Genomic DNA, 25,326 nt, shown 5'->3' with positions numbered 1-25,326 from the left:
GACACCCCGCCCACCGGCATATTCACCAGGGGAAGAAGGTACGTTCCCTCAACTTTCCCCCAACCTCCAGACCTCCCGCCGTAATTGCGGTGTCACTTTCCTCACTGTGCTGTCACTGTGGAAAGTGACGCGACAGTGACCCGCGGGCGTTGGCGTCACCCCCGTTTCCTACCCCTACACTAGTACGCATTGCATACTAGTGCGCAATGCGTCATAATGGATTCACAAGCAAAGAACAGCCCCCACAAGGAGACACCATGAACCGCCAACAGATCATCACCATCACCACCCAGATCCTCGAAAACAGCATCTACGCAACCCACCTCGACATCCTCCGCGACTACAAAGACGACGAATCCTGGGACGCCTACACCAACATCATGGACATCCACCACAGCCGAGCAATCGCAAAGCTTGAGCTGCTCGACGTCATCAACCCCCGCCTCGCCGACCGCATCCGCGCCGAGCACCACGGACTAGACTACGACTCCTCGAAGCAGATGTACGCGCACTTCCTCGAAAACAAAACCCGCCGCGAACGCATGAACATTCTGCCGAAACTCGCAGACGCGGGCCGCCTAGGCGAGGTGGAGGCGTTCATGCGCGAGTTCCGCGACCGGGAAATCCCGAAGGCCGCAGAGCAGGTCGCCAGCTACTTCGAGCAGGAGAACTAGCCGTGCAAATCATCAGCCCGGATACCCTCTCCCACATTGGCGAGAAGATCATCCTCATCGGCTTGGCGGCTAAGGCTGTGGGCGCGGAGGTCGCCGGCGGTAACGCCGTGGCACTGCGCTCCGCACGCGAGAGCTTGGCCGCGTCGGAAGCCGACTACGACAATGCCATGTCCGAGCTTGCACCGGAGCAGCGCGTGTGGGTGGAAAGCCTGTTTGCGGACGCGCTCGCTAAGGCGCGGGCTGGGCGCGACGGTTACCACCAGGCCGTCTACATGGCCCAGATTAAGTGGTCCGACGACCAGGTGCGCGAGCTCGAAGCGGTCACCACGGAGCTGAAAGACGCCCGCACGGAGTGGGTGCGCGACGCTATGTCGTACGACGTGACTGCGTACCAGGTGGCGAAGCTGTGCGGTCGCACCCCGTCCACGGTGCAGCGCTGGGTGAAATAAGAAAACCCCGCTAACGCGGGGCAGAAAGAAGCCGCCTTTGTACTACGGCTCACCCCCGCAAGGCGGGGAACACCCAGAATGTAGCACACCCCACAAACGTAAAAAGACCCCACCTTGGCGCATAGCCAGAATGGGGGCCAGGTGGGTTAGCGGCAGGCGCGCCACTTGTTGAAGCTGGGGAATGGTGGGTCTTTGAATTCGGGAATGGTGGAGAGGTGGTCGATGTAGGCGCGGGTGGCGTCCAGCTCGCACTCAAGGGCGTCAATGCGGTTGTCGCGCTCCGCCAGCTGTTCTTTGAAGAAGGATTTCATCTCCGTGGTCAACGTCTGCCAGTTCGCGGGCTCCGCGGCCTCCTTCTGCGCCTTTGTAGTCACCTTCGTGCCCGCGTACGCACCTAGCGCTGTGACTACAGCAATGATGATGGGGGCGACGCTATTCACGTCGAAGCTCACAAGCGATCTCCTCCCTGCTCACCGTCGGCTCACGACTACCGAACCACACGGCCCACAGGACGAGGGCTGCGATGGACAGGTAGCCGACTGCGGGTAGCCAACCACGCACGGCGCCCTTCGCAATCGCGTCCGCGATAAACGACGCGCCCCACAGCAGGTTCAAGCCGACGCAGGCACCAACCGCCACGGGGGCGGCACGCGGCCACCACGCCGCCACTATCGCAGCCACCCCGGCGATAATCCACACCCACGCCCACACCGACATGGGCAATGTTCCCTCTACCGGATGCGCTTGCCGCGCATGCTCCGACATGAGCAACGGGGTGTAGGAGATGCCGCGAGCTACCGCGCCCACACCGAGGATAAGAAGTGCGGGACCGACGGTGCGCGCCCAGTCACGCACCTGCCGCGCACCCGGCTTCATGCGCTCCGGTAGGTGCTCAATCGGCACGGTGCTTCCCCCCGTTCACAGTCGGGCCAGTGTAGACCGGCAGCGTCACCGGCTCCGCAGCCTCCGAATCGGCACGCTCAATACGCTCCGCCTCCGCAATGATCTGCTGCTGCTGCCCAACCGTCAACGCCGGAACAGTGAAACGGGCGATACCAAACGCCAACGCCGACGCCGCAACCGCCACCACCTGGCCCACACTGCCAGCCGCAGCCGGGATAGTGTCAGCATTCTCCGCAATGAGCGTGACCATCCACGCCAGAAGCGCAGCGAGGGCGGACAGGGACTCCTTACGCAATGCGAGTGAGGACTGCTTGCTGCGCACGCCCTTGACGGCGCGTTCCAAGATGTTCGTGTTCATTACTTGGCTCCGATCTGGTCGATTTTGCGGGACAATTCCGCCACGTCGTGGCGTAGTGCAGCTACCGCGTCCACGAGTGTGAGGTTCTGGCCGTTCTGGTTTTGGCCGAGCTGTTCCCAGCCCGCGTCTCCGCGTCCACGCAGCTGCTCGCGGATGTCCGCAGCGTCGCGGGCTGCGGCCTGGGCGGCAGTTTTCGCGTCGTTGAGTGCGGCGGGGCTGTCCGGCCACGGGTAGGAGGTGGTCATGGGTTCCTCCTTGGTGTTGTTCGGGTTAAAGATTCGGGCGAGTTCATCTCGGGTGCCGCGGTAGGCGTTCACGTCGACCGGGTAGTGGTCGCCCACGACACCTTCGGAGCCGAACTGCAGAATGTCCGGCTTGCGGTCGCCGAGTGGGTACGTCCAGCCGCGGTGGTTCGCCCCACCGTCGGCAAGGTACGTCTCCCGCGGGTCACCCTTGCGGTTCTTGCCGTAGTTGGACACCCACAGGTGGCCGAGCCCGTGCATGGGCGGTTCGCCGCCGGGCATTTTTTCCCAGTACCACGCGCCGGAGTAGATTCCGGGCACGTGGTAGCCGCGGGCTTCGAGTTCGCGCTTCGCCGCCCACACATCGTCCTTGGTGAGCAGGGCGCGGCCTTGCTTGTCGACGGATTCGACGTCAATCCACACGCCGAGGTCACGCCGCCCGTTCATCTGCTTGTCGATGACGTCCACCTGCTGGGCAATGGTGGTGCCTTCGGAGGGTGCGCGTAGGTACCAGTAGGTGGACACCAGCAGACCCTGCTTCTCCGCGTCCTCAAGGTGCGACTGGAACAGCGGGTCTTGGTAGGTGCCGTCGCACAAGCGGATGATGACGAACTCCATGCCGTCCGCCTTGACCTTCGACAGCGGATAATTCTTCTGCCAGCTCGAGATGTCGATACCGAAGATGGTGCCCGGCACCGCTGGTGGCGTCCAGGGTTTGGCGGGTGCTTCGCCTGGGTAGTCTGCTCCGGCTAGCCAGGTTTCGGGGTCGACGCGTTTCGAGCGGTAGCCGCGCTCGTAGATGGTGAGGTGTAGGTGCGGGCCCGTGGATTGACCGTTCGAGCCGACGTAACCGAGCAGCTGGCCTTTCTTCACTCGGTCGCCCGCCTTCAGCCCGGTGGCGGAGGCGTTCCACATGTGGCCGTACTCGGAGCACCCTCCGCCAACCTCGGCGGGGTGGTCGATGACGATCCACTGCCCGTAGCCGGACGCCTTACCGATGTACTGCACGGTGCCGTCCGCGACGGCGTAGAACGGTGTGCCGTCCGGGGCTGCGAAGTCGGTGCCGGAGTGGCTCTCCGGCCTGCCGGTGACGGGGTTTGTGCGGCCAGCGAACCGCGACGTGATGCGGATTTTGTTGCGCGGTAGGGGCCAACTGCGGTAACTCATTGTGTCCTCCTTTTGGGTATGAGTGAACCCCTGCCGCGTGTGCGGTCAGGGGTTGTGTGTTAGTGGGGTGTTATGGCCAGCGTCGGGCGATGACGAGGCCACCCGGTTCGCCGGAAGACCCGTCACCCCCATAGCCACTAGCGGTCTTATTGCCTGAGCTACCTCCTGCACCACCTTCTCCGGGGATGGTGCCGGTGTATGTGCTACCCCATGCTTGGGGAGTGGGGCGTGTAGTGGCTGTGGCTGTGGTGAACCAGCCGCCGATAGTTGTGGGACCGCCGGGGACACCCACGTTGCCGGAACTCGAAATCGAGCTCCCCCGACCTCTCTTGCCGCCTTCTCCTACAGTGACGTTGGGGAGCATGTCGAGAGTGAACCCCGACACCGGCGCACCGTTTCCGGGTGCACCCTTCTTGCCCGCACGGTCAGTGCCGCCGCCCTGGCCGCCCTGGCCGCCGCTATAGGCCCACGCCGAAACCTCACCCCCAGGCACCAACAGCTGAATGCTGGGTGACACGGTGCGCCACGACACGAAGCCGGGACGAAGCGTCTCCGCAATCCAATCAGGGCTATCGGCTTGGCCCCCTCTGAAGCCCCACGCGGCGGTGTTCGTGGCGGCGACTGACGCATAACCAGGCGTAAAAACATCCTGGCTGTTGAATATGCCGCCGCTGTTGACGGTAGTAGCGACCTGCACACCATCGATCAGTAGCGTGACTTTATATGAGGTCAGTCCGTCCAAATCCGTCAAAAGCGCTACTGCGTGCATGCCGCCTGTCCACGGCGCGCTTAGAATGACTCTTTGGCCACTCGGAGACGTGGATTCCGCGTAGACCATTCCGCCCCGCACCTCCATGCGGAGGGCGCGCCTACCACCCTGCGTCACGGTAAGGGCGGAGTCGCTCCCCGCCACCATGTGCAACTCGCTTCGCTTGCTGCTGCGGACGGGTACTGTCGCGGTAGTCGCAGTCAAGGACGCGGCTGCCATTCGGAAGTCCATCTGGTCGATGAAGCCCTCGAACCCACGTATCCGCGACGCGGCGTAGATGAGCCGCCCCATGTGCCAGATTTCTTTCACCTTCCGGCCCTGGTGGAACACGTCTTTGACCTTCCGGCCCTGATGATAAATAGGCATGCCCGCTCCTATTCGTAGACGATGTGCAGTTTGCCGTCCGCCGCGCCGGTGTCACCCTCCACAATCAGCGCGTCCGTGTACGCCCGCGCCTCCCGCACCACCGTGTCCAACCCCTGCTGCACAGTGGCGTCCACATAGTTCTTGTTCGCTGCATGCACCCCCGCAGTCGGATCAGCAACCGACACAGCTCCCTTCGACGTGCGCCTCATGATGGTGCCAGCAGTCGCACTATAAGTAGCAGCCTCGACCTGGGCAGTAGCGTCCAACACACTCTGCGGAATCGGCGGAGCAATCTGTGACGTAGGCACCGACCGCCACCCACCATCCTGACGCACCACAACCTCACCGTCAGCAGGGTCATTCTGCACCAGTCGGTGCGTGTGGTCAGCCCGCGCCGCCGTCATCGACGAGCCACGGGAGTTAGCGGAGCCTACTGGCTTTGGGTACTCGTTTGTGAGCAGCGCCGCATTCTCCCCTGTTAGAAAGCCCGCTCCAACAATCGCGTCCACCAGCTTCTGCGGGTTGTCACGTACCGTCTTCGCCAGCTCAATGTGCAGGAATGGGTTTCCGCGTTGCGCCGCAACGTCACCTTGAATGTTCGCCATGCCGATGAGCTTCGTGGCTGACCCGTCCCACTGGCGTGCCGTCGTGATACCAGCGGATGCGATGAAGGCCTCCGTGCGGATCACGCCCGCCGACAGCGGGGACGACCCGGACGACACCACCGCCCCCACACCAGGCATCGAAGCATCACCAAAACCATGCAGTTGCAGCTCCGGCTGCCCCGGCTGCGCAATCTTCGTGGTCACCTTGTGCCACATCGACTTCGTATTGTGGGCAGCATCCCTAGGGTCAGTACCGTCCGGGTTTGTGCGGTGCGACCCAGCCACCGCTAGTACCGTCCCCGCAGGGGAGCGCTGCCACACCTGCACAGCAATGTCATCGGAGCCACCGTCAAAAACAGGGTGCGGGGCCTCCACAACACCCGACACCACACTGTCCACGGGGAATACCCACATCCCCCAATACAGGCCGTTGCCAGGCGTGCTCCGGAGGACACGCACGTTTCGCTTCGCCGCAGCCGAATACCCCTCGATGACCTCCGCCCCGTCCGGCAGGCTCGCAGGCTTCACGCCCCGCGCCAACGCCATCGCCGCCGACACCATACCCATCACCTGCTCCGTAGATGGGTCACTGTACGTGTGGCCCTCCGCCAATCCGGCGCGATTCTCCCCGACGAGCGCAGCCACGTCCACCTGCTTCGCCATAGGCTCCGGCAGGCCACGCAGACGAGAGGTCTTCGACTCGATCAGCGTGCGCAAAGCCTCGTCGCCGGACTCAAGAGCAGCCGCAAGCTCACCCAAAGTGTCCAAGGCTTCCGGGGCTGCGCCAGTGATCTTCTCAATGGTTGCGGCGTCACCCTCCGCGAGAAGGGTCTTGACCTCCTCCAAAAACGCCTGATTGCTCCTGAACGCCTCCGTGGTGGCCAGCGCGTCCTGCAGCGACTCATAGAGCGACTGATTGCGGTCCAGACCAGCGGAGAACTCAGACAGCGTGCGGGAGACAGCGGAAGCCTTCTCATCGGCTACAGTCTGCGAATCGAACGCCTTTCTCGCCGAATCCGCCGCAGCAACGCTCGACTGCTCCGCCTGCTGCGAAAGCTGAGCAACCGCAGCCCGAGACGCCTCCACAGCCTCAGCGTCCTCGGCCGCCGACGTGGCAGCACCAACCGCCGCCGCTTCCGCCTCCAAGACGCGCTCCGCCGACCCCACACGGTTAGCGCCCGCCGTCGCTACTTCAGCCTGCCGAGTCGCTTCCTGCTCGGAGGCGGCGGCCTTGCCTGCGGAGGCTTCAGCCCTGGCCGCCGCGTCCGACACGGCAGCCACGTCACGCGCCACCTCACCCGCAAGACGCTCCAACACACGCCGGTCAGTATCGCCCGCCACCTGGGCAGCGACCACACACTGCTCAAGTGTCGCCTCCGCCACGTCCGGCACGACTAGCTTCACCGCATGGGAGAAGCCGCCCGTGACCTCAAGCATCATCACCGCAGGCCCAGGAAGCACCACCATGTCCAGCTGCCCGCCATCGACGGGTACTGAATCGTCAAACGAGGTAGTCAGGCCACCCTGCTCCGCACGGTCACGCGCAGCACGCACCCGCACCTGGCTGACCAGCAGCGGCCTATCCGTCACAACCCGCAACGGGCCAGAAACACGAACCATTCTTTTTCCTCCTAGCTTTCCATCCACCACAGGCGAGTATTGCCACCCGACGCCGTACGCTGCACTTCGCCCGAGTGATTACACCGCGCCTCAAAACGCACCGTCTGACCAGCCTTAACATCGATATTCCGCGACACGGACTGCGACCTGGCACCACTACCCAGAAAGCTCAGCGGCCCGACACTCGTGGACGATTCCTCCGCCACCGTCTGCCCGTCGACCGTGATACGCACCCCATAGAGTGACCCGCGATCCGCAGCAGCCCAATCCACACGCAGCTCCATCGAGACCAGGCGGTCCTTCTCCACCGTGACGGTGCGCACTGGTGTCCACCATGTGCCCGCCACGAATCGCGGCAGTCGCTGGTCAAGGCGGGTCAATGAGCCGTCAGCGCGCTGGTAGTGGAAGACGGCGGCGTGCACGTCGCTGGCCATTTTCCAGCTGCGGGTGGTGCCCACATCCACCCGACGCACCTCCCTCGGATACGTGGTCACCGTGACATCAGTGTTGCCGCTGCGCCTCGTGTGTGTCACGTCCAGCACCGCCGTACCGACCCACGAACCCAGCGCCTGCACCGTGCTCCCGTCGACGCGCCACACGCCATCACCATCAGTGCCGACCTGCCACGCCCTATCCCCCATGCGACCCAGCTGCGCCTGCATCGCGTCCATAATCGCGCCCTGCTCATTCTGGCGGGCATTCTGCTGCTCCGCCAGCTGGTCCTGAGCCTCGTCAATCTCACGCTGCGCCTCCCACAGCTGGGTATTCATCCACAGATACGAGTTCAGCAAGCCAGGGGGTGGAGGGGTCTCACCATCCCCCACCATCCCGGTGATCTGCGACTGCACCGCCGCCAACTGCGCCAGCAAATCCCCCTCATCAGCCTGCGCGCCACCCAGCACCTCACGCACCTGCGCCACATCAGCCACACGCTCCGAACGCTCCACCGCCACGACGGCGTTAGCGTGCGACTTAGCCTCGTCCAGCTGGCTTGCTAGCTGTTCGTCAATGCCCGCGGCCTCCGCCCTCATCTGGCGGTCAATCTGACGCATACTCTCCGCCAGGTCGGTAGTGTCAGACATCAGCGCCGGGCCGAACCCGACCTCCGCCGTACGCACCCCGTCTTGCAGAGAGTAGCGAATACTGGTGCACGTGGCCGGCACTACCATGCCCCACACCAGAAGCGGGAGTACGTCACCTTGCGCGAAATCGACATTCGGCACCAGAGCCCCTAGCTCATCGTCCGTGAGAGTGCGCTGGAACACTACGTCCCCGGACAGCTCGCGAGCCGCGGAATCAATCTGCGATTCAGCGTCCGACCACCCGTTCTTGTCGCGGGCGTCAATCTGGATATCCCGCCGTACATGACGCCGGGCGAATCGCGGGGGTTGCTTCACCAGGCGATGTGCGTAGCCGAAGGTTCGCGTCGGCCCCAGGTCGGGGCGCTGCTCCTCCGGCATGTCCTGCGGATATGTCACGTCCCACTGGCCGACCACCGTGGTCGCCGTCGGGTGTACCAGCGTCACCTCCGCGCCAGACGCCTCAAGCGGGGGCACCTTGCCGACAAGGTTCACCATTTAGCTCTCCGCCTTCACTCGAATCACGCCCATTGCCTTCTGCCACTGCTGCTCCCCTTTCAGCGTCGGCACCGGGGCGTCGCCGGGCCACCACAGCCGCGCCGACAGCTCGACGCCCGCCAGTCGCGCCGTCTCGGCTACCGTCCCCCACACTGGGTCATCGCGCCGTGCAATACGCACCACCGGGGAATCGCCCTCCCCCGGTGATACGACGAACGCTGGGTCTTCCAGCGTGCCGTCCAGCCGGTCGGCTGCGTCGAGGCTGTCCTGAATCACTTCAGATATGCGCTGCACCGCGGGCCCGGACACGACATGCCGAACATCAATGGAACCTTGCTGTTTTGGTGCGGTTGTTAGCACCCACGAGGTGGTGGCAATCTCGACGGGCGAAAGCTCCCGCGCCACTTTGTACACCCCGCCCTGGTCGGCGTCCCACCGTTCGAATGGTTGCGCCCCCCACGTGTCGGGGATAGACGCGGCGAGAACGAAGTTCAGCTCCCCCAGCAGTTCCATCGTCTCGAACGTCAGCGTCGCCGGTTCACCGTCAGGCCCGGGTTCCAGTGTCGGGTACGAGATGGTGGACACCATGCGCCCCTCAATCCCACCTGGCTTCTGCACGCACAGCATGTACCCGAGGTTCTCCCCGGGCTGCAGAATCGCCCCCGCGTCGGTTCCGAACCCTGCGCCGAAGAACGCGGTTACGAGGGGGTGGAATGTGCCGTCGCCGGTCACGACCGGCACCGTCAGCGTCCCCTCGGTCACATCGAGGTTACGGGTAGAAACGTCGTACTCAAACGCTTCCAGCTCCCACAGTGGCTCCCCCTCTCCGTCGAGGATGCCTACCCACTCGCCGTCGGTTTCCACCACCCGGTCGATGTGGGCGCGCTCCTCGCGCCACTGTGTCTCGGTCAGCATTAGGGCTCCCGCACTCCTATCTCCCACTCAACCCGTCCACCAGGCGGCGGGGTGAACACGCCGCTGCTCCGCGGCATGATTCGCTCCTCAACAACTTGCCCCCATAGTTCCCTAGTCAGCTCGCGGTCAGGCTCGCCGGCCACCGTCGTAACCGGGAAGCCCTTAGCCCGGTCGAGCAGAACCCGGCGCGGTTCCGGCACCGTCGGCAGCTCAAACGTCCGCCTGGAGGGGAGCGTGACCGTCCCGCCCTGCTGCCACCGAATCCACACCTTCACCCGCGACACACCGGTGTTGCGTACCTCGGTTCGACCCTCCCCCACCATGTAGGACAGCCAGCACCCGTCATCCCAGTACACCGGCACTTGCAACGTGTCGAACAGGTTAGGGGTCAGTACTTCGCGTGGTGGCAGACCGGTATCATCCGGTAGGCGAAGACGCGCCGTTGCCGCCATCCCGTCGTTAGGGGTCACCTGCAGCCTGCAGTAATCATCATTCGCCCACCCAGCGCGGAAGGCGCGGCGCACCTCCCCGAGATCAACCCCCGGCGCGGGGTAGAACCCGACCGTGAGCGAAGTCGTGACCGGGGTGAGCTTCGACCCGCCACGCACCACCTCACCGGCTCGCGTAGTCGCCACCGCCCGGGAAGACAGCTCGCCCAATCCCCCGCGGACAATCCGCACGGGGGAAGTAGGGTCATTCAACCGCCACGCCATGCCGTTGACGTCGAACAACTCAATCGTTGCGTTCCGCCCCATGTTCATCTCCTATCGAATGCCGGCGCGCTTCAGCTGCACCGTCTTGCCGGTCGGCGCACCAGCCCGCTGCAACTGTCGCACGTCAATCTTCACCCCGTCCATCTCGGACGCGAGGCGCTTGAACGCCGCCTCCACATCGTCCGAATACATAAGCGCGCCTTGCGTCAAGTCCATGCGAATCAGCGTCTGGTTGCGCGCAGCGCCCCGCTCGTTCTGGACGTTCAGCCCCATCATCATCGAATCCGGGTTGCGGTTGGACATGTCAGCAGCAGCGCCCGCGTACTCGCGCTGCCAATCAGCGAGGTTCCACCAGGCATCCCGTGTAGCCCCGTCAGCCTCGCGGTAACCCTCTGCGTCCGACCGATACGACGCCTCCATCCCTTCCGCGTAGTAGCGCTGCATGTCGAGCGGTAGACGCTGACCCTGGTAGGCACGCTCGTCCATAGCGTCCACGAGCCCGTCGTAGGTGTCTTTACGCTCCCTCGCAATGTCAGCCAACCGCGAATCAATATCGTCCAGCAGCTGCACATCACGAGCCTTGCCGTATGAGGTGCTGCGCATGAGCTGGTCTGCGCGCTCGTTCTCACCCTTAGCGCGCAACATGCCCGCCATCTCGATAATGCGCTGGTCTTCCTTCGACAGCGGCTCCACTGTCTTACCGAGGGCTTCCAGCCGGTTGTTCAGCTCCGCCAGCAGCTCGTCGTTCGCGGCCAGTGTCGCCTTCGCGGCCTGGTTCGTCAGCGACGCCTCCGACTGGATACCCAGGATGCGCCCATTCTTGGTGAAGTCCCAGAAGGCCCGGAAGTTCGTGTCCTTAATGTCCTTGCGGGCTTGCGCGTTCTCCGCTTGCAGGCGCGCAATCTCTGCTTTGATAATCGCCTCGTCTGACTGCATGCCCATAGCGCCGGACTGAAGGCGGTTGTACCGCGCCACCTCGTCGTTGAAGTCGCGTCCCAGGCGGGCAAGCTGCTTCACGGCCTCGTGCTGACTGTAGGTGGCTTCAAGCGAATCCAGCTGCATTGCTAGAACGTTCTTCTCGCGCTCCCACTGGGCGGCGGAGCGCAGCGCCTCAAGCGCTTGCAGTTCTGCGCTGGTGCGTGTGGCTTGCTCCATGAGCCCCTCGAGGCCGGCCTTTTGCATGGAGTAGTAGGCGCTCGCGTACGCTCTTCGCTGCTCAAGGGACGCCGTCTCGTCGTTGTAGCCAGCGAATCGCCCGGCGAACACCGCCGAGACCAGGCGAGCCTCCTCCTTCGTGAGGTTTTTGGTAGTGCGCAGCCGCTGTGCCATTGCGTCGCCGTAAGCGTCTGACAGGCCCTGCTCACCCCGGATACGGGCCACCATCGCGGCGGTGGACATGTCCAGCATGTCCTGCTCGCTCGCCTCGATATCAAGCAGCCCCGACTGGATGTTGCCAATCAGCCGGTCGTATTCAATGTCCAGGCCCACAAAGTTATAGTGCTGCTTACCTGCGAGTTTGTCGCGCTCCGCCTGCAGCGCGGCCTCCGCCTTGCGGATACCCACCAGGCCCTCGAGGTGCGCCGTCCACACGGAGTTCTGCGCCTGGCGCACCTTCCATGTCGAATCGAGCACCTGCAGCTTCATGCGCACCATGTCCGCCATGAGCCCGCCGACAACACGGCGCTGCTGCTCCGTGGCCTCCGTCAAGTCGCGCACGTTCGCCATAATCTGGGCGTGCGCTTCGGCAGCACCCACACGAGCCGCACGCTCGGCCTCCACGACCTTCTTGACTACCTTTGCGACCTTCTTTGTCAGCTTGATGACAACCGAGGCAACCTCGACGGCCATGGCTATCTGCGCCTGCCCGGTAGCAACCGCAGCCGCTTGTACCACGCCCTGCGCGGTGGTTAGGTCGGCTTCCGCAGCGGTGACGGCCTGGCGGGCGTCGAGAATAGCCTGCGCGTCCTTCGCGCCGTTCTTCTCCAACTCCTCGGCAGCGTCCTCACGCACCCGCGTCAGGTTCCGTTCCGCGTCCGCCAGCTTCTTCGCGTCGCCTCCCTTGCGGGCCTCCTCCACCTTTCGCTCCGCGTCTTCAACCTTGCGGGCGGTGGCCTTTGACAGCTCCGGCGCGCCTTCCATAACCTCGTTGAGCTCCCGCTGCGCGTCCGCCAGATTGGCCTCCGCCTCCACTAGGGCGTCCGCTGCGTCGACCTGCGCGACGTAGGAATCCTCAATCTCCTCCTGCGCCCTCGCAATGCCGCCCGCATACTCGCCGAGGAAGTCGAGGCCCAGCTTCTCGCCGGCCTCAATCCACTGCGAGTTCGACATGGACGCAGCGCCCATGAGCGCTTCGCCAGCGGTGCGGTTCGCGTAGATGGCCCACCGGTCGAACGGGCTGGCGTCTGCGGGGAGGTTCTGCAGGTCGGCGCGGGCCTGCAGGGTGGTGTTCCACCCCACCTGCGTCAGCGCAGCACGGTTCATACCCGCGCCGGCGACCTGGTTACCAAGCGTGGTGAAGTCGTTGAGCGCCTTCGTCACACCCGGCAGCGCCTCCGCGTACTGAGGCAGGTAGGTGACAATCGCGTTGGTCAGCGCCGGGGGTATCACATACTCGTCGTGGCCCGACATGTTCACCGCGATCTGCCCGTCGCGCAGAATGCCGCCCTTGTCGTACAGCCCGGCGTTGTAGCGCGCCAGCTGCTTGTACTTGTGGTTGCGGGCCTCGACGTCGGAAGCCAGCTGCGAGGCGGTGCCCCAATCGACCTTGCGGGTCTTGCCTGCCTTCTTCATCGTTACGGAATCCGTCGACGTGTTCACGACGTCCCCGCCGCCGCCGCCGTACGAACCAGGGTCGGTGATATCGCCAGAGCCCGGGCCCATGAGGGGCAGGTACGCCCGGTTGGTGAAACTCGAGTGGTCGGCTCCGGCTGCGCGCCCGCCAATCTGGCCGTTGCCGCGGCCACCGCCCATTTCGACGTTCACCCGCGTGCCGTCAGCGCCGTAAATGGTGCCCGCGGTGTGTCCGCCGTACGGGCCACCGTTGAACCAGCCGACAGCGAAGCGCGGGCCCGAGCCCAGACCGCTGCTGAACCCCATCGAGGACAGCACTGAACCCTCGTTGCCGGTGGCGAATTTCCGGCCCTGCAGGGGCATGCCCACCGCCATTGCAGCGAGGCCCGACATGGCGCCGGAGCAGTCGCCCCAGTTTCCGAGCAGACCGCCGCCCCACACGTAGGTTGCGCCCTCCAGGGAGCGCGGGGCAGTCTTGCCGTTCACCGTCTTGCCGCCGGCGAACGCCAGCAGCTGCGCCGGGGACACAACACCACCGTCGGCGTAGCCCGGTAGGTCTTCCATCGAGACACGGCCCGCGTTAATGTCGTGCAGCAGCGGGAGGTTCTTCTCCGTGGCAGCACGGTTCACCACGTACTCTCGGGGCTCAATGCGCGCCACCGGCACCCCGGTGGAATCAATACCGAGGATCGGGTCGCGCTCGGTGTCCGAGATACCCGGGATGTTGGGGATGAATCCGCCGTCCGCGAACCCAGGCACCAGCCCGCCCGAGTGGAAGCCGACCACGCCACCGTTGAAGTGTCCGCGAATCGCGTCCCAGGCACCGCGCAACCGGGCCCAGAACGTGACGGTCTTCTCCGAGGGGACAGAGTTCACGGAGTCCTTAGCGCGCCCCGCCTCCTTCACCACATTGTTAGCGTTGCCCTTCAGATCGGTGTTGGTGCTTTTCGGAATCGTGCCCAGGGCCCTGTTCGCACCGTCCACACCCGCGTGCAGCAGCTTCGCCTCAAGGTCAGCGGTAGGCACGGAGGACACCGCAGCCAGGGCGGCGAGCTCACCGTGGGACACATCCACACCGTTCAGCAGCTTCTGAATAATCACGTCGGCCTCGGGCGACGGGTTCTGAATAGCCAGAATGTCCAGAATCTCCTGCGCGTGCGCCGCTGACCCCTCAAGCTGGTCGGTGTTCAGCAGGGCGTCAATCGTCACGCCCTTAGACGCGGCCTCGTCAGCAACCCACGCCACCTCCTGCAGCTGGTCAATCGCCTCACGGGTTTCAGCCGTGACCGGGATAGACACCTTCCCGTTGCCCAGGTCATTGACGGCCACACCCATCTCGTCCAGCGCAGCCATGACATGCTCCGAGGGCATGTCCATGCGTATCTCGTGCTGGTCTTCCTCCGCGCCCTTCAGCATGGCGAGAATCGCGGACAGCTCCTGCGTCGCCTCGTCCGCGCCCTGCAGCTGCACCGCAAACGTCGACGTGCCAGCAATCTCGCGCAGGTTGTCACGGATGCCTTCCATCTGCTGGTCGGTCAGCCCCCACGCCTGCTGAATCGCCTGCAGCGTCGGCTCCATGTTCGCCATAGCGTCGTCCATGTCCGCGCCCTTCAGCGCAGCGCGCTCAAGGTCAGTCGCCAGGCCGTCAATCTTCTTCTGCAGCTCCGCCGTCGCCTGGTTCGCACCCTCGAGCTGCAGCTTGCCCGACGCGTCGAACATGGCCTGCCCCATGAAGTCCGACGAGCGGGTGATCATCTCAATCTCCTGGCCGGTCTTGTCCAGGGATTCCTTGAAGTCGAGCATGGCGCGCTCCGCGTCCTTCGGGCGCAGGCCCATAGCCACCATGAGGGCGTCCATTGCGGCCAGCTTGTCCTCCGCCGACGTCGCGGAATCCGCCAGCAGGTCAATCGCTCGAGCTGCTTGAACGTAGTTCTCCGGCAGCTCGCGCCCAGCCTGCGCGGTGCGCTCAATCTCGTCACGCACCTGCCCCAGCGAATCCGCCACCGCTTCGCCCTGTGGGCCCATGCCACGCAGCGATTCCACCAGCCGGTCGTACTCCGGCCCGCCCTCGGCCACGACGCGGTTCACATCGTCCATCGTCAGCCCGGTGTCGCGCAGCGCGTCGGACAGCGCCTTCTGCTGGTCGCCGTACCCGCGGGCAGCGTCGAGCGCGGACTGGTACTCCGCGGTGGCGTCGCTGGTGATGCCCTGTAGGAGGAAGGTGCCCACCCCCACCTCGTCAATCGCGGTGCGGACACTGCCGAACACCTTGTTCGCGGCCTCGCCCTTGGCGGTGATGTTCGCCAGCGCACCCTCAACCATCGTCTCGGCGGCGGATAGTGCGTCGCCGGACAGTATGCCCTCGGTGCCAGACGCCGCCAGGACGAGCTCGCGCTGCGCTTCAGCGGCCTTACGCGACGAATCCTCGATACGCTGGTTCGCCTCATCGACTGCCTTACCAGCCGACACGAACGCGGTCACAGCGGTTGCCGCCGCCGCGAACCCAACCATCCACGGCCCGCCCAGCATGGCCACCACCGAGCCGAGCCCCGCCTTCGCGCTCCCACCAATGTGCTGCAGTGCGCCACCAATCGCAGCGCCGTGCGCCTTCGCCGTCGCAGCGCCAGCAGCCCACCGTGCGTCATGCGCGGCCCAGAACGCGTTAGAACGGGCGGTCGCAGTGTCCGCCGTCTTCGCCAGCACCGACTGCTCCCGCGCAGTGTCACGCAGCACCATAGCCTGCGCGCCGTACTGCACCGACGCCTCACGCGCCGCCTCCGCCACGCCGGACAGCGCCCCCTTCGCCGTCTTCGCCCCGCCCGACATTTTCTCGAACACCGTGTGCGCCGGGCTCGAGTTCAGCACCGCCAGAATCGCGGCGAACTCACCCAGCCCCACGGTCACGTCCTTCACGCTTTGCGGGGCCTGCGCCACAGCCGTCACGAACTGAAGCACATCCCCCGCAGCACCAGCAGCGGCCTTCGCCACCCCCTCAATCGCGGGCTGCAGCGCGTTCACCATATCGACGCCGGCGTTCGCCAACCCCACCAGCTCGTCCTGCATGGCGTCGAACACGCCAAGCTGCAGGTCTTCAATGGTGTTCTCCCAGCGTTCGAGAGCGCCCGGGAGCCCCTGCGTCTGCGCAGCAGCCACTTCCGCGGCCTGCCCCTGGCGGGTCACGGCCTCCTTCAGCTTGTCGAAGCCCTCCGAGCCCTGCTGCGCTGCAATACCCGCCATGCGCATAGCGTCCGACCCAAACAAGGTGGCGGTCGCGGCCTGGTACTGCTCCTCGGTCATGTTCTGCGAAGCAACCTGCAGCTGCCCCATGAGCGACGACATGCCGACGAACTTCCCGTTCACGTCGTAGACAGTGAGGCCGAGCTGCTCAATCGCCTGCTGCGCGGGCTTACCCTGGTCGGTAAGCGCCAGCATTGCCGTCTTGAGCAGCGTACCGGCGTCCGAACCCTGAATACCGGCGTTGGCGAACATAGCCAGCGCCGTCGCCGTGTCCTCGATGGTGAGGCCGAACTGCCTAGACACCGTACCGGCCTGCTGCAGACCCTGCGCGATACCGGTCATTTCAGCGGACGAGGCGTTCGCAGCACCCGCGAGAATGTCAGACACACGGGCAGCGTGCTCCGCGCCCAGACCGAACGCCTGCAAAGCCTGCGACTGGATAGTTGCGGCCTGCGCCGCGTCGAGCTGCGCAGCGGACGCGAGCTGCAGCGTGCCCTTCGCCGCGCTCATGGCTTGGTCAACCGTGAACCCACCCTTCGCCAGCTCCGTCATTGCAGCTGCAGCGTCCGACGCCGACGTGGCCGTGAGATCAGTGGCGGAACCCAGCTCGCGGGCCTTCGCCTGCACCAGAGCCAGCTGCTGCGCCGACGCCCCGGACACAGCGGTGAGGGTGTTCATCTGCGACTGGAATTCATTGCCGGCCTGCAGCACACCACGCCCGAAGTCGATAACGCTGAACGCGGCCCCCACCGCTGCAGCAGCGCCCGCCGCCTTCCCCACAATGCTCTTGAACCCCTGGTCAACGCCGGATTCGTCAACGTCGGGCCGAATCTTCTTCTTCGACAGCTCGTCGCTCGACTTCTCCGCCGACTGCACCGCAGACTGCAGCCGGTCAAGCCCAGCGGTGTCCGCCGTGGGGTTAATGCGCGAGGAAGACAGCTTCGACGCCGACTGCGACACCTTCCCCAGCGAGGTGTCCAGCTTCGTAATCTGGGTGGCGTCCACCACCGGAGCCAGCTTCTTCTTGCCGGCGCTGTCCAGCTGCTTCTCGAAGTCGGTTACGCGGCGTTTCGCGTCCGCCAGGCCCTTATCCAGGCCCGACGTCTCCACACCAATCTCAAAGCCAAGTTTACCCAGGTCAAGCGTCGCCATGCGCGCTATTCTGCTCGGGTTCCTTCGGCGGTCGGACAGCGCGCCGTAGCGTCGAATCACGCGACATGAGCCAGTCCACGCGAACCGCGAACCACCGCCACGGCCTTGCCTTCACCGCGGGGTCTTCCAGGTCAGCGCCGAAGTAGTGGTGCATGTCCCCCTCGAGCTGCACCCAGTGGGACAACACCTCGATGAAGGGAATCACCTCGCCCTTGTCCTCGGTGGGTAGGAACCACTCGCGGGTCAGAATCTCCCCGTCGGCACCCAGTAGTTCCATGTCGGGTGGGCCACCGCCCGGGTCGCCCTCGAAGTACGCGCCCGGGTTCGGGTCGTACCAGAACTCACTGTCCTGCGCCCACGCCCACCCGTCGAGGTCGCGTCTTAGTCGTTCCCACTGGTCGCGCCAGGTGCCTGCTGGGTCGCCAGGGCGTCGGTTTCGGACTTCTCCCGCGCCGCCACCACTGCCACGGCCTGCTCCAATTTTCCCGTCTTCATGTACTCCTGCGCCACAGCCTCGGAGTTCACCATCATCAGGTACAGGGTGGTGACAATGCGCTCAAGGGTGCCCCAGTCCATGCCGTTCTCCTGCAGCTCCGCGAGGATACCCCCGGTGAACCGCGCCCCCTTCGTCTTGGTGGGGTAGTGGAAGGTCGAGCCGAACATGGGGGCCATGAGCTCGAAGGTGCCGAACCGGTTCAGGCTGCGCAGCTTGTCAGCTGCAGCCTTGGATTCCTCGGCGTCGGTGCTGCGAATCTTCTCACGCAGCTCCTCCCGCTTGGTGTCCATCTCGTGGTGGGTGGCGTGGAATCCCAGCCCGTGCTCCACGTCGGCTTGGACGTGGTAGCTGCGTCCCGCCCACTCGAACTTCAGTCCCTGCTCGGCGTTGTACTGTTTCAGGTCGCCAAGGTCAATAGCCACGGTGTCTCCCGTCTCCCGCTTGTGGTCATGTACTCCGGTAGTGTCCCCCGCGCCGGCCTGCGGTCAGTGGGCATGAGGCAACCCCCTGCGCCCGGGAGACGGGAACGGCGCAGGGGGTTGCCGGAATGTGGGCCGCTGTTAGGCGGCGGGTTCACCCTCGGTGTCGGCCTCGGTTTCCGGGGCCGGGGTGATGCGCAGACGGGCGCGCAGCTCCTCATCAGTGAACGGGACGGAATCCTGACGCTCCGCACCCTCCTCGACGGAGTGGATACGCGTCGGCGCGCAGGAGGACTTCAGGTTCGCGGTCGCCTCGCGGATACCGTTCGCCTCACCACCAGCCGGGGCGTAGCGGTTGTTGAAGGTGGCCTCCCAGCCCTCGTCGGTGTCGGTGCGCCACACGCGCACATCGAGCTGGCCCTCCGCGCCCAGCGATTCGCCGGTGTAACGCAGCAGCTCCTGGTCGGGGGACAGCACATCGGTGTCGCCCTGGCGGACGTACTGGTGCGTAATCTCGATGTCGAGGGAGCGCGAGGTGTCAATCTCGGATTCCCAACCGTCGGAATCGAGGTCGGTTGCGTCCACGCCGTTCGTGGTCACAACGGGGTTGATGGTGGTCGCGCCGCGGACGAACCGCCAGTTCTCGGGGCCGGTGCCCTTCGGCTTGACCTGCGCGACCCAGCCGCGGTTGAGCTGCTTGTTCAGCTCGCAGCTGTTGGGTGCCTTGGCGAATGCCATGTTTCCTCCTAGCTAGGAAAGCGTGTTCGGGACTGCCGCGAGTGCCTGGTAGGTGTCTACCCGTACCCAGCGGTTGTTCCCGTCCCGCAGCGCTGGGTCGCTCACGACTTGCCTGCAGACTAGAAGCGTCTGGTCGGCGGTCAGTCGCAGGTCGGTCTGGTCATGCAGGGCGAGGAACGTCAACTCGGCCAGGTGCTCGGCGTCGAGAACGTCGCCGGGGGCGGCGCGGTGCGCGAGGCTGAACCGAATCGTCGGGTTACTGTCCGAGGTGTAGTGGTCGCGCCGGACGCCGAACACGCACACCGCCCGGTCGGGGGCGGCCGGCAGCTCGTTGAGGTACACCGCTGTGCGCTCGTCGCGCTGCTCGCCGTGCGGGTCAGCCACGATCCCCCGCGAGTGCAGGTACTCCGCGACCTGCAGCGCGAACTCCGGGTGGGCGTGCTGCCAGCCCACGGTGCCGTAATCCGGCATGTTAGATCGCTCCCTTGATGTGGTTGATGATGGTCTGCTTGACAGCGTCGGTGTTCTGGTTCATGGCCGTCTCCATATACTTCGCTTGCCCGCCCCGTGGGTGGTTCCAGCTAGTTTCCTCGTGCTGGCGGGCCGCGTAGATGGTGTTGTTGCCCACGCCGGACAGCACCTCGCCGCCTTGTTCAACCGGGCGGTGAACGAAGGTTGAGGCGCGCAGCACGCCCTCGAGCACCGGGGTGAGGTCTTGCGACGCCGTAGCAACCGCCTGCGCCGCCTCCGCAACCCCGGCGCGAGCGCCGGCGGTGATACGGGCCTTCAACGCGTCGGCGTTCCACTCCAAGCTCACCGCAGCGTCACCTCCACGTGGGCGGGGGTTAGCCCGGTGCCGGAATCCACCAGCCGTGCGGTCACCACCTCGCGCCGGGGCGCGACCCCGAACTGTGCGGGCAGCGTCACCTTCGCCCCCACCTTCGGAAGCGGGCCCGACGGGTGCCACCGGCACGTCGCCGACACAACAACCTCACTCCCGTTGGGGGCGGTGACTGTGCGGGCCGTTGCGTTGATACTGCCTCGCACCACCACCTGCGGGCCGTGTGTCACCCCGTAGGCGGTGCGCTTCTCCTCGCCCTCTAAAACGATTTCGTGCCTGTCCCACAGCTGGGAACGTAATGCTGCCGCGTCCACGTGTTCCTCCCATCTAGTATCGAACCCACGGGTGCTGCGGGCCAAGACCCGCGGCGTCCAGAATCATCTGCGCCTCCGTAGTCAGCTCACCCCGGCGTAGCCACGCCCGGGCAGATTCGGCCTGCGCGTCACTGAACGACAAGCTGGCACCGTTGTCCGACGTGCCGGTGACCGTCGGCTCCGCCGCAGCCCCACCGGACAGCACATCGGCCACCAAACCGAGCGACAGCACCGTGGCGCACTGCACCTCAATCGCCTCCACCATTGCCTCACGCTGGTACGTCTCGGCAGGCGTGTAATCATCGTTCGTCGCGTACACCGCGGCCTGCGTGTACTTCAGCACGCCGGACGTCGACCAGTTGATAAGGCGCTTCAGTTCGCGCTCGTCGCCGGCGTTGTCATGCTCCCGCAGCGTGTCGAGCAGCTCCGCCTGGTACGGGTTGTTCATCGTGTCTCTCCTCGATACAGGTAAAGGGGGCCAGGGGCTGCATGCCCCTAGCCCCCTCTAGTCGGTGCTGCGCGGTTACGCAGCCGCGGTTGCGCCGGTGGTGACCTTCACCCAAGCGGAAGCCAGCGCCTCCGGGCGGATAACGTCAGCACCCCACACGTTCAGGCCGCGAACGTAGTCCGCGAACTGAACCTCGGAACGGTTCGTCTCCACCTTGGTGATGGCCTGGGCGTACCACACCGCGTCGCGGGTGCCGGCCACAATACCCTCACGGCCAGCGTTCGTCGGGGCGTCGGAAGACACCAGGACGTCGAACCCGGCGAGCTTGCCGATAATGCCCTGGCGCAGCGTCTCGTCGGAGCCCGATTCGTTAGCCTTCACGAAGCCCGGGGTGCGCAGCGCAGCGGCCTCGGAATCCGGGCCGAGCACCAGGAAGCGGCCTTCGGTCGGCACGCCGTTCTTGTTCAGCGCGGCGCGCATGTCGAGAATGACGTCCCACAGGTCGTTCTCGGAGCCGCGCTCCACGTCGACGTTGCCGAGCTTCGTGCCAGCGCTCTTCACCATCTTGTCGCCGACGTAGGTATCCACGCCGGAGCGCAGCTGCATAGCAGCCTGGCGCACAGCCGGGTCGCGGAACGGGCCCGCGGCCATGGATTCGTCGGTGTCGTTGACGTAGAACGCGAAGTACTTGCCCTGGTCAATCTTCAGGGTGTTGTCCTCGACGTTGACCTGCTCGTACACCAGCGGCTCGAGCACGTTGTAGTCGCGGACGGTCGGGGCGGAGATGGTGCCGAAGTGGACGGTGTCGCCGACGCGGTTAATCTCGCCGGAGTAGCGGTCGTTCACGATGGTGGGCTGCGCGTACACCAGGTTCTTCTCGAACGGCTCCATGATTGCCGCTGCCCACACCTCGGGGATGAAGCCGTCGAGGCCCGGGTTGGTTACGGGTGCTGCCATAGTGGTTGCCTCCTAAGGCGTTACTGCTGCATGAGCTTGTTGATGGTTTCCCAGTCGCCCTTCGCCGCGAGTTCCTTCAGGTCTTCACGGGTGACGCGGGTGGCGTCGTTGCGGGTCGGGCTGGGGGTGTTCCCGGACGTGCGCGGGGCGTTGCCGGCGCGCAGCTGGGGGAACTGGTTGAGCGTGTCGGTGACGAGTTCGCCAGCCTTGCTGTCCCACTCGTCGCTGCCCCACTCGGGGAGGTTCCCGGAGCCACGCAGGTACGGCACCAGCATGTCGGGGTCTGCGCCGTTGTCCTTCGCCAGCTTGCGGAGGGTAGTGTCCTCGCGCATGCGGTTGAGCTCGGCTTGCAGTTTGTCCCGCTCGGCTTCGCGCTCCTGCGCCGCCTGCTTCGCCTGCTTAATCTGCTCCTCGGGGTCATCGTCGGACGGTTCGAAGCCGAGTACCTGGGCGAGCTTCTTCAGCGTCGCTGCTTGTTCCTCGGCCTGCTTCGCCTTCACGCGCCGGTCGCCGTTCTCGTCCTTCAGCTTGCGGTTCTCCGCCTCGTAGCGGGCAAGCTGCTTCTGCAGCTCCTCCATGCTCGGGGCGTTGTCGCGTGCCTGCTGCAGGTCGTGCTCGGCCTGCTGCAGGTTCTCACCGGCCTGGGCGTAATCGCCCTGCTCGGTGTCGTGCTGGGCCTGCTGCGCCTTGTCAGCTGCGGCCTGGGCGAGGTCTGCCGGGGTGGGGGTTTCGTCCGCCATTGTGTGTCTCCTCCTTGGGGGCTTGGGTGGTGTTCCACGCCTTGGTGGTAACGGAGGTGAGTATGTGACGGAACGTGTGGCGGTCAGTTTGCCTACTTTCAAACAACGTTTGAAACTGCCTGCTAGACTGTGCAGCAACAGCACCACCCGCGCCTCTCTACGATGCGCCTCCGGGTGGCCCTTTCTTTTATGCGCGTAGCTTCTCCCGCTCGTGCCGGCGCGTGAGGAAGCGGTGAGCGCCGACGTGCTCCCGCTGCGCTGCCTGCCACGCCCGCACCTTGCGCCTCGCATGGGCCCGCTCCTCCGGCGTAAGGGCCACGGCTTCACGCCTGCGCCACTGGCGGATATTCCGCTCAATCTGCCGCTGACGCTGCAGCGCCTTGTACTGGCGCTCGTTCTCCCCCTCCGACACCACCTTCGGGTCGGTGTAGGTGAACCCAGGGATGTAGGCACCCTCCGAATGCCTACAGTTCGGGTGGTGGTATCCGCGGGCAACCGCGTCCTGGAACGTCGCCACCGCTGTTACCGTCACCTGCTCCCCGGTCACCCGGTCGGTGAGAGTGTGGGTTCCAGCCCCGCCCCGAATCGCCAGCAGCTTCCCCTGGTACGGGTAGCACCACGGGTGGGAGGCCGGGTGCGTCGATACCTTCACCAGCTCAACCCCGGCGTCGCGCCAGCCGTCCATGTGGCCCTGGTTCAGCGCGTTCATGCGCCCGGTACGCACCGCCATGTCCGCGTAGGTGTCCATGCCCCAGCGTCGGCCCGCTGCGTCCCGGAAGGAGGTTATGCCCCGGTCGGCGAGCTGGTTCAGCATTGACTGCACCGCCTGCTGGTTGCTCTCGCCGGACACGACGGCCCGGGTGACGGTCAGGCGCTGCGCTTCCTGGTAGGCGTCGTGCACACTGCGCAGAATCTGCGGGTGCTGCGACACCACCGCCGTCGCGGTGGACACTGCGGTCGCCTCAACAGCCGCCGTCGGAATGAGGGACGGCACCGGGCTAGGGGTCTGCGCAATGGCTTCCCGCACCGCTGCCACGTACTCCGCCTCCATCTCCTGCAGCACCGCCTCGTCAAGGTGGCCGGCCAACTGGTCGAGCTTCGCCTGCGCGAGCTTCAGCAGGCGCGCCAGTTCGCGCTGCTGCTCGATGTAGTGGCGTTGCGTGCCCGACCCGTCGACCGAGCGGGCAATGAGGCGCAGCAGGTACACCTCGGCGTCACGGTACGCCTCAACAACCCGCGACTGCTGCTCAAGGGCCGGCACCTACTACTCCTCCATGCCCCGCGGCGGTTCGTCCAACCCCACGTTCTCGAACGGGTTCACCCCAACCTCGGCGCGCTGCTCCCGGGCGAGCTCGGCCAGCTCGGTATCAATCTGCTCCTGCGTCCACTCGGGGTGCAGACGGGTGACCGCGTACCGGGTTGAGGCGACCCCGGCGTTGCGCAGCGTCTGCACGGTGGTGGCCTCGTCCAGCTCGGTTGCCTGCACCGGCTCCGCCACCGACACGTTCACCGTATGGGTGGGTGGGGCGTAGCCGTTCAGCGCAGCGTCCATCTCAAGCCACGCCGTCAGCAACTCCCCCAGCCCGGCGCGGGCGTGTCGGCTCTTAGCCTTGTGGGTGTGAATGGTGCGGGTGGAGCGCGCCCGAATCTCGGTGGCGGTCATTTGGGCGCTGGCGTTCTCCAACCCGAAGGTGATGTTCGACCAGCCCGCCGACGACACAGCGCGCATATGCGTGTTGTCGATTGCCTGCATGTAGGAATCCACCCGCATGTCGAACTGCACCCGCTCGATGGTGTCCGCGGCGTCTGGGCTGGCGGACTGGGGTTTGGTGTAGACGTCGCGGAACCACTCGTACGACATGCCGCGCCCGGGCCCGTTGGAGCGCAGGTAGTGCTCGGGCACAACGAGCTTCGCCTTCGCACTGTCCACCTCGTGCATGAGGTCTGTCCACAGCATGTTCAGCGAGTGCCACACTTCCCCGCCCTTCACCACGTCGGACATGCCAAGGTAACGCAGGTACGGGTCGGTGCGCCACTGGGGGGAGCGGTCAAGGTTCGGGATAAGCACAGCGGTGGGGCGGGTAGCACCGGTGGTCACCCCACTGTCGGCGTCCACCACGTCCGCGAGGTACGCCGTCTCCGGCACCTCGGTGAACGGCACCACCATGCCCAGCTTGTGCTCGTCACCCTGGTGCAGCTCGTACTCGATACGCCCCGCGGTGTGGCGCTGCAACAGCCGGTACACATGCTTGCCCTGCCGGTAGGTGTCCCAGAAGACAATGGCGGTGACCCTGCCGTTGGTGAACTCGGGCATGCCCTGGTCGGCGTCTACCCACTCCACCCACGGGTGCGGGTCAATGTCGGTGTTCCACACCACCCTGCCGTACACCCAGCCCAGGCCGGCGCATGAGCGGAACGCTTGGTGCAGGTCGGCTGCGAAGGTGTCCGTGCCGGTGAAGTTGGTGAGCGCCACCGCGGCGTCGGTGTTGCCTTCGTCCGCGGGGTTCAGGGTGAAGCGGGGCGGTTCCCCCACCAGCACGTCGGCGGACAGGGTGGCGAGGTCGAACGGCAACGTGTCGAACTGCGTCACCGCGGGGGTTGCATTGTTGGGGCGCGGGGTGCCGAGCATGCCCCTAGCCACGCTGCCGAACAGCCCGCCGTTGAACTGGAACTGCGACGTGTACGGCTTCGGCTGGCGGGCGGCGTACAGGTCATTCTGCACCGCCAGGTCACCGGACAGCACCGCAGCGTCGTGGCGCACCTGGTCGAGCGCCGGCTTGTAGTGGGCTGGGGGCCAAGCGGAGGTGGGCGGGAGGATACTCATGCCCGGCATGTT

Annotated in this window: 22 protein-coding genes; 2 read left to right on the top strand and 20 right to left on the bottom strand. The window is 65.4% G+C overall.

Features of this window, described 5'->3' with window-relative positions:
* Window positions 1–257 precede the first annotated feature (257 nt).
* Window positions 258–674 carry a hypothetical protein gene (locus CUREI_RS11475; RefSeq protein ID WP_038610323.1) on the top strand — a complete coding sequence of 139 codons (417 nt, stop codon included), beginning with the start codon at window positions 258–260 and terminating at the stop codon, window positions 672–674.
* A 2-nt stretch (window positions 675–676) separates the two neighbouring features.
* Entirely contained in the window at window positions 677–1,123 is a 447-nt protein-coding gene (locus CUREI_RS11470; protein ID WP_038610320.1) for a hypothetical protein, read from the top strand.
* Window positions 1,124–1,269: 146 nt separating this feature from the next.
* Here the strand turns inward: CUREI_RS11470 and CUREI_RS11465 are convergent, their stop codons facing one another.
* The 20 genes from CUREI_RS11465 to CUREI_RS11365 form a co-directional block, all read right to left on the bottom strand.
* The gene (locus tag CUREI_RS11465; RefSeq protein ID WP_038610318.1) at window positions 1,270–1,575 is read right to left on the bottom strand and encodes a hypothetical protein; all 306 of its coding nucleotides are present in this window, start codon (window positions 1,573–1,575) and stop codon (window positions 1,270–1,272) included.
* Window positions 1,556–2,026, bottom strand: a complete 471-nt coding sequence (locus CUREI_RS11460; RefSeq protein ID WP_038610316.1) for a hypothetical protein — start codon at window positions 2,024–2,026, stop codon at window positions 1,556–1,558. Before CUREI_RS11460 ends, CUREI_RS11465 begins: the two co-directional genes overlap by 20 nt.
* A complete protein-coding gene (locus tag CUREI_RS11455; RefSeq protein WP_038610314.1) occupies window positions 2,016–2,384 on the bottom strand; it encodes a hypothetical protein in 369 nt (122 codons plus the stop codon). Before CUREI_RS11455 ends, CUREI_RS11460 begins: the two co-directional genes overlap by 11 nt.
* Complete coding sequence (locus CUREI_RS11845; RefSeq protein WP_038610312.1) at window positions 2,384–3,793, bottom strand: peptidoglycan DD-metalloendopeptidase family protein; 1,410 nt, start codon at window positions 3,791–3,793, stop codon at window positions 2,384–2,386. Before CUREI_RS11845 ends, CUREI_RS11455 begins: the two co-directional genes overlap by 1 nt.
* Before the next feature lie 1,143 nt (window positions 3,794–4,936).
* Window positions 4,937–7,153: a hypothetical protein gene (locus CUREI_RS11440; protein WP_144242400.1), complete on the bottom strand. Its 2,217-nt coding sequence runs from the start codon at window positions 7,151–7,153 to the stop codon at window positions 4,937–4,939.
* An 11-nt stretch (window positions 7,154–7,164) separates the two neighbouring features.
* On the bottom strand, window positions 7,165–8,730 hold the full coding sequence (locus CUREI_RS11435) for a hypothetical protein (protein WP_038610307.1): 1,566 nt from the start codon (window positions 8,728–8,730) through the stop codon (window positions 7,165–7,167).
* The gene (locus CUREI_RS11430) at window positions 8,731–9,645 is read right to left on the bottom strand and encodes a hypothetical protein (RefSeq protein WP_038610304.1); all 915 of its coding nucleotides are present in this window, start codon (window positions 9,643–9,645) and stop codon (window positions 8,731–8,733) included.
* A complete protein-coding gene (locus CUREI_RS11750; RefSeq protein WP_144242399.1) occupies window positions 9,645–10,400 on the bottom strand; it encodes a hypothetical protein in 756 nt (251 codons plus the stop codon). Before CUREI_RS11750 ends, CUREI_RS11430 begins: the two co-directional genes overlap by 1 nt.
* A gap of 9 nt (window positions 10,401–10,409) precedes the next feature.
* Window positions 10,410–17,537, bottom strand: coding sequence for a phage tail tape measure protein (locus CUREI_RS11420; RefSeq protein ID WP_038610301.1), 7,128 nt, complete (start codon window positions 17,535–17,537; stop codon window positions 10,410–10,412).
* A complete protein-coding gene (locus CUREI_RS11415) occupies window positions 17,524–17,814 on the bottom strand; it encodes a hypothetical protein (RefSeq protein ID WP_051952171.1) in 291 nt (96 codons plus the stop codon). The genes CUREI_RS11420 and CUREI_RS11415 overlap by 14 nt, the downstream gene beginning before the upstream one ends.
* A 104-nt stretch (window positions 17,815–17,918) precedes the next feature.
* On the bottom strand, window positions 17,919–18,455 hold the full coding sequence (locus tag CUREI_RS11410; protein ID WP_038610299.1) for a DUF7426 family protein: 537 nt from the start codon (window positions 18,453–18,455) through the stop codon (window positions 17,919–17,921).
* Window positions 18,456–18,593: 138 nt separating this feature from the next.
* On the bottom strand, window positions 18,594–19,190 hold the full coding sequence (locus CUREI_RS11405; RefSeq protein ID WP_051952170.1) for a phage tail tube protein: 597 nt from the start codon (window positions 19,188–19,190) through the stop codon (window positions 18,594–18,596).
* Between the two features lie 12 nt (window positions 19,191–19,202).
* The gene (locus tag CUREI_RS11400; protein WP_038610296.1) at window positions 19,203–19,661 is read right to left on the bottom strand and encodes a minor capsid protein; all 459 of its coding nucleotides are present in this window, start codon (window positions 19,659–19,661) and stop codon (window positions 19,203–19,205) included.
* A 1-nt stretch (window position 19,662) separates the two neighbouring features.
* Window positions 19,663–20,007 carry a hypothetical protein gene (locus CUREI_RS11395; RefSeq protein ID WP_038610293.1) on the bottom strand — a complete coding sequence of 115 codons (345 nt, stop codon included), beginning with the start codon at window positions 20,005–20,007 and terminating at the stop codon, window positions 19,663–19,665.
* Entirely contained in the window at window positions 20,004–20,345 is a 342-nt protein-coding gene (locus CUREI_RS11390; protein ID WP_038610290.1) for a hypothetical protein, read from the bottom strand. The genes CUREI_RS11395 and CUREI_RS11390 overlap by 4 nt, the downstream gene beginning before the upstream one ends.
* A gap of 13 nt (window positions 20,346–20,358) precedes the next feature.
* Window positions 20,359–20,793 (bottom strand): hypothetical protein, encoded by a 435-nt coding sequence (locus tag CUREI_RS11385; RefSeq protein WP_038610287.1) that lies wholly within the window; start codon window positions 20,791–20,793, stop codon window positions 20,359–20,361.
* Window positions 20,794–20,868: 75 nt separating this feature from the next.
* Window positions 20,869–21,750 (bottom strand): P22 phage major capsid protein family protein, encoded by an 882-nt coding sequence (locus CUREI_RS11380; protein ID WP_038610284.1) that lies wholly within the window; start codon window positions 21,748–21,750, stop codon window positions 20,869–20,871.
* 20 nt (window positions 21,751–21,770) lie between these two features.
* Window positions 21,771–22,490 (bottom strand): hypothetical protein, encoded by a 720-nt coding sequence (locus tag CUREI_RS11375; RefSeq protein WP_038610282.1) that lies wholly within the window; start codon window positions 22,488–22,490, stop codon window positions 21,771–21,773.
* Window positions 22,491–22,677: 187 nt separating this feature from the next.
* Complete coding sequence (locus CUREI_RS11370) at window positions 22,678–23,751, bottom strand: phage minor capsid protein (protein WP_038610280.1); 1,074 nt, start codon at window positions 23,749–23,751, stop codon at window positions 22,678–22,680.
* Window positions 23,752–23,754: 3 nt separating this feature from the next.
* Complete coding sequence (locus tag CUREI_RS11365; protein ID WP_038613831.1) at window positions 23,755–25,314, bottom strand: phage portal protein; 1,560 nt, start codon at window positions 25,312–25,314, stop codon at window positions 23,755–23,757.
* Between the last annotated feature and the right edge of the window lie 12 nt (window positions 25,315–25,326).

This window comes from Corynebacterium ureicelerivorans (assembly GCF_000747315.1).
Lineage (GTDB): Bacteria > Actinomycetota > Actinomycetes > Mycobacteriales > Mycobacteriaceae > Corynebacterium > Corynebacterium mucifaciens.
The sequence above is the reverse complement of the archived record's forward strand: the minus strand, read 5'-3'. Positions and strand labels throughout refer to the sequence as shown.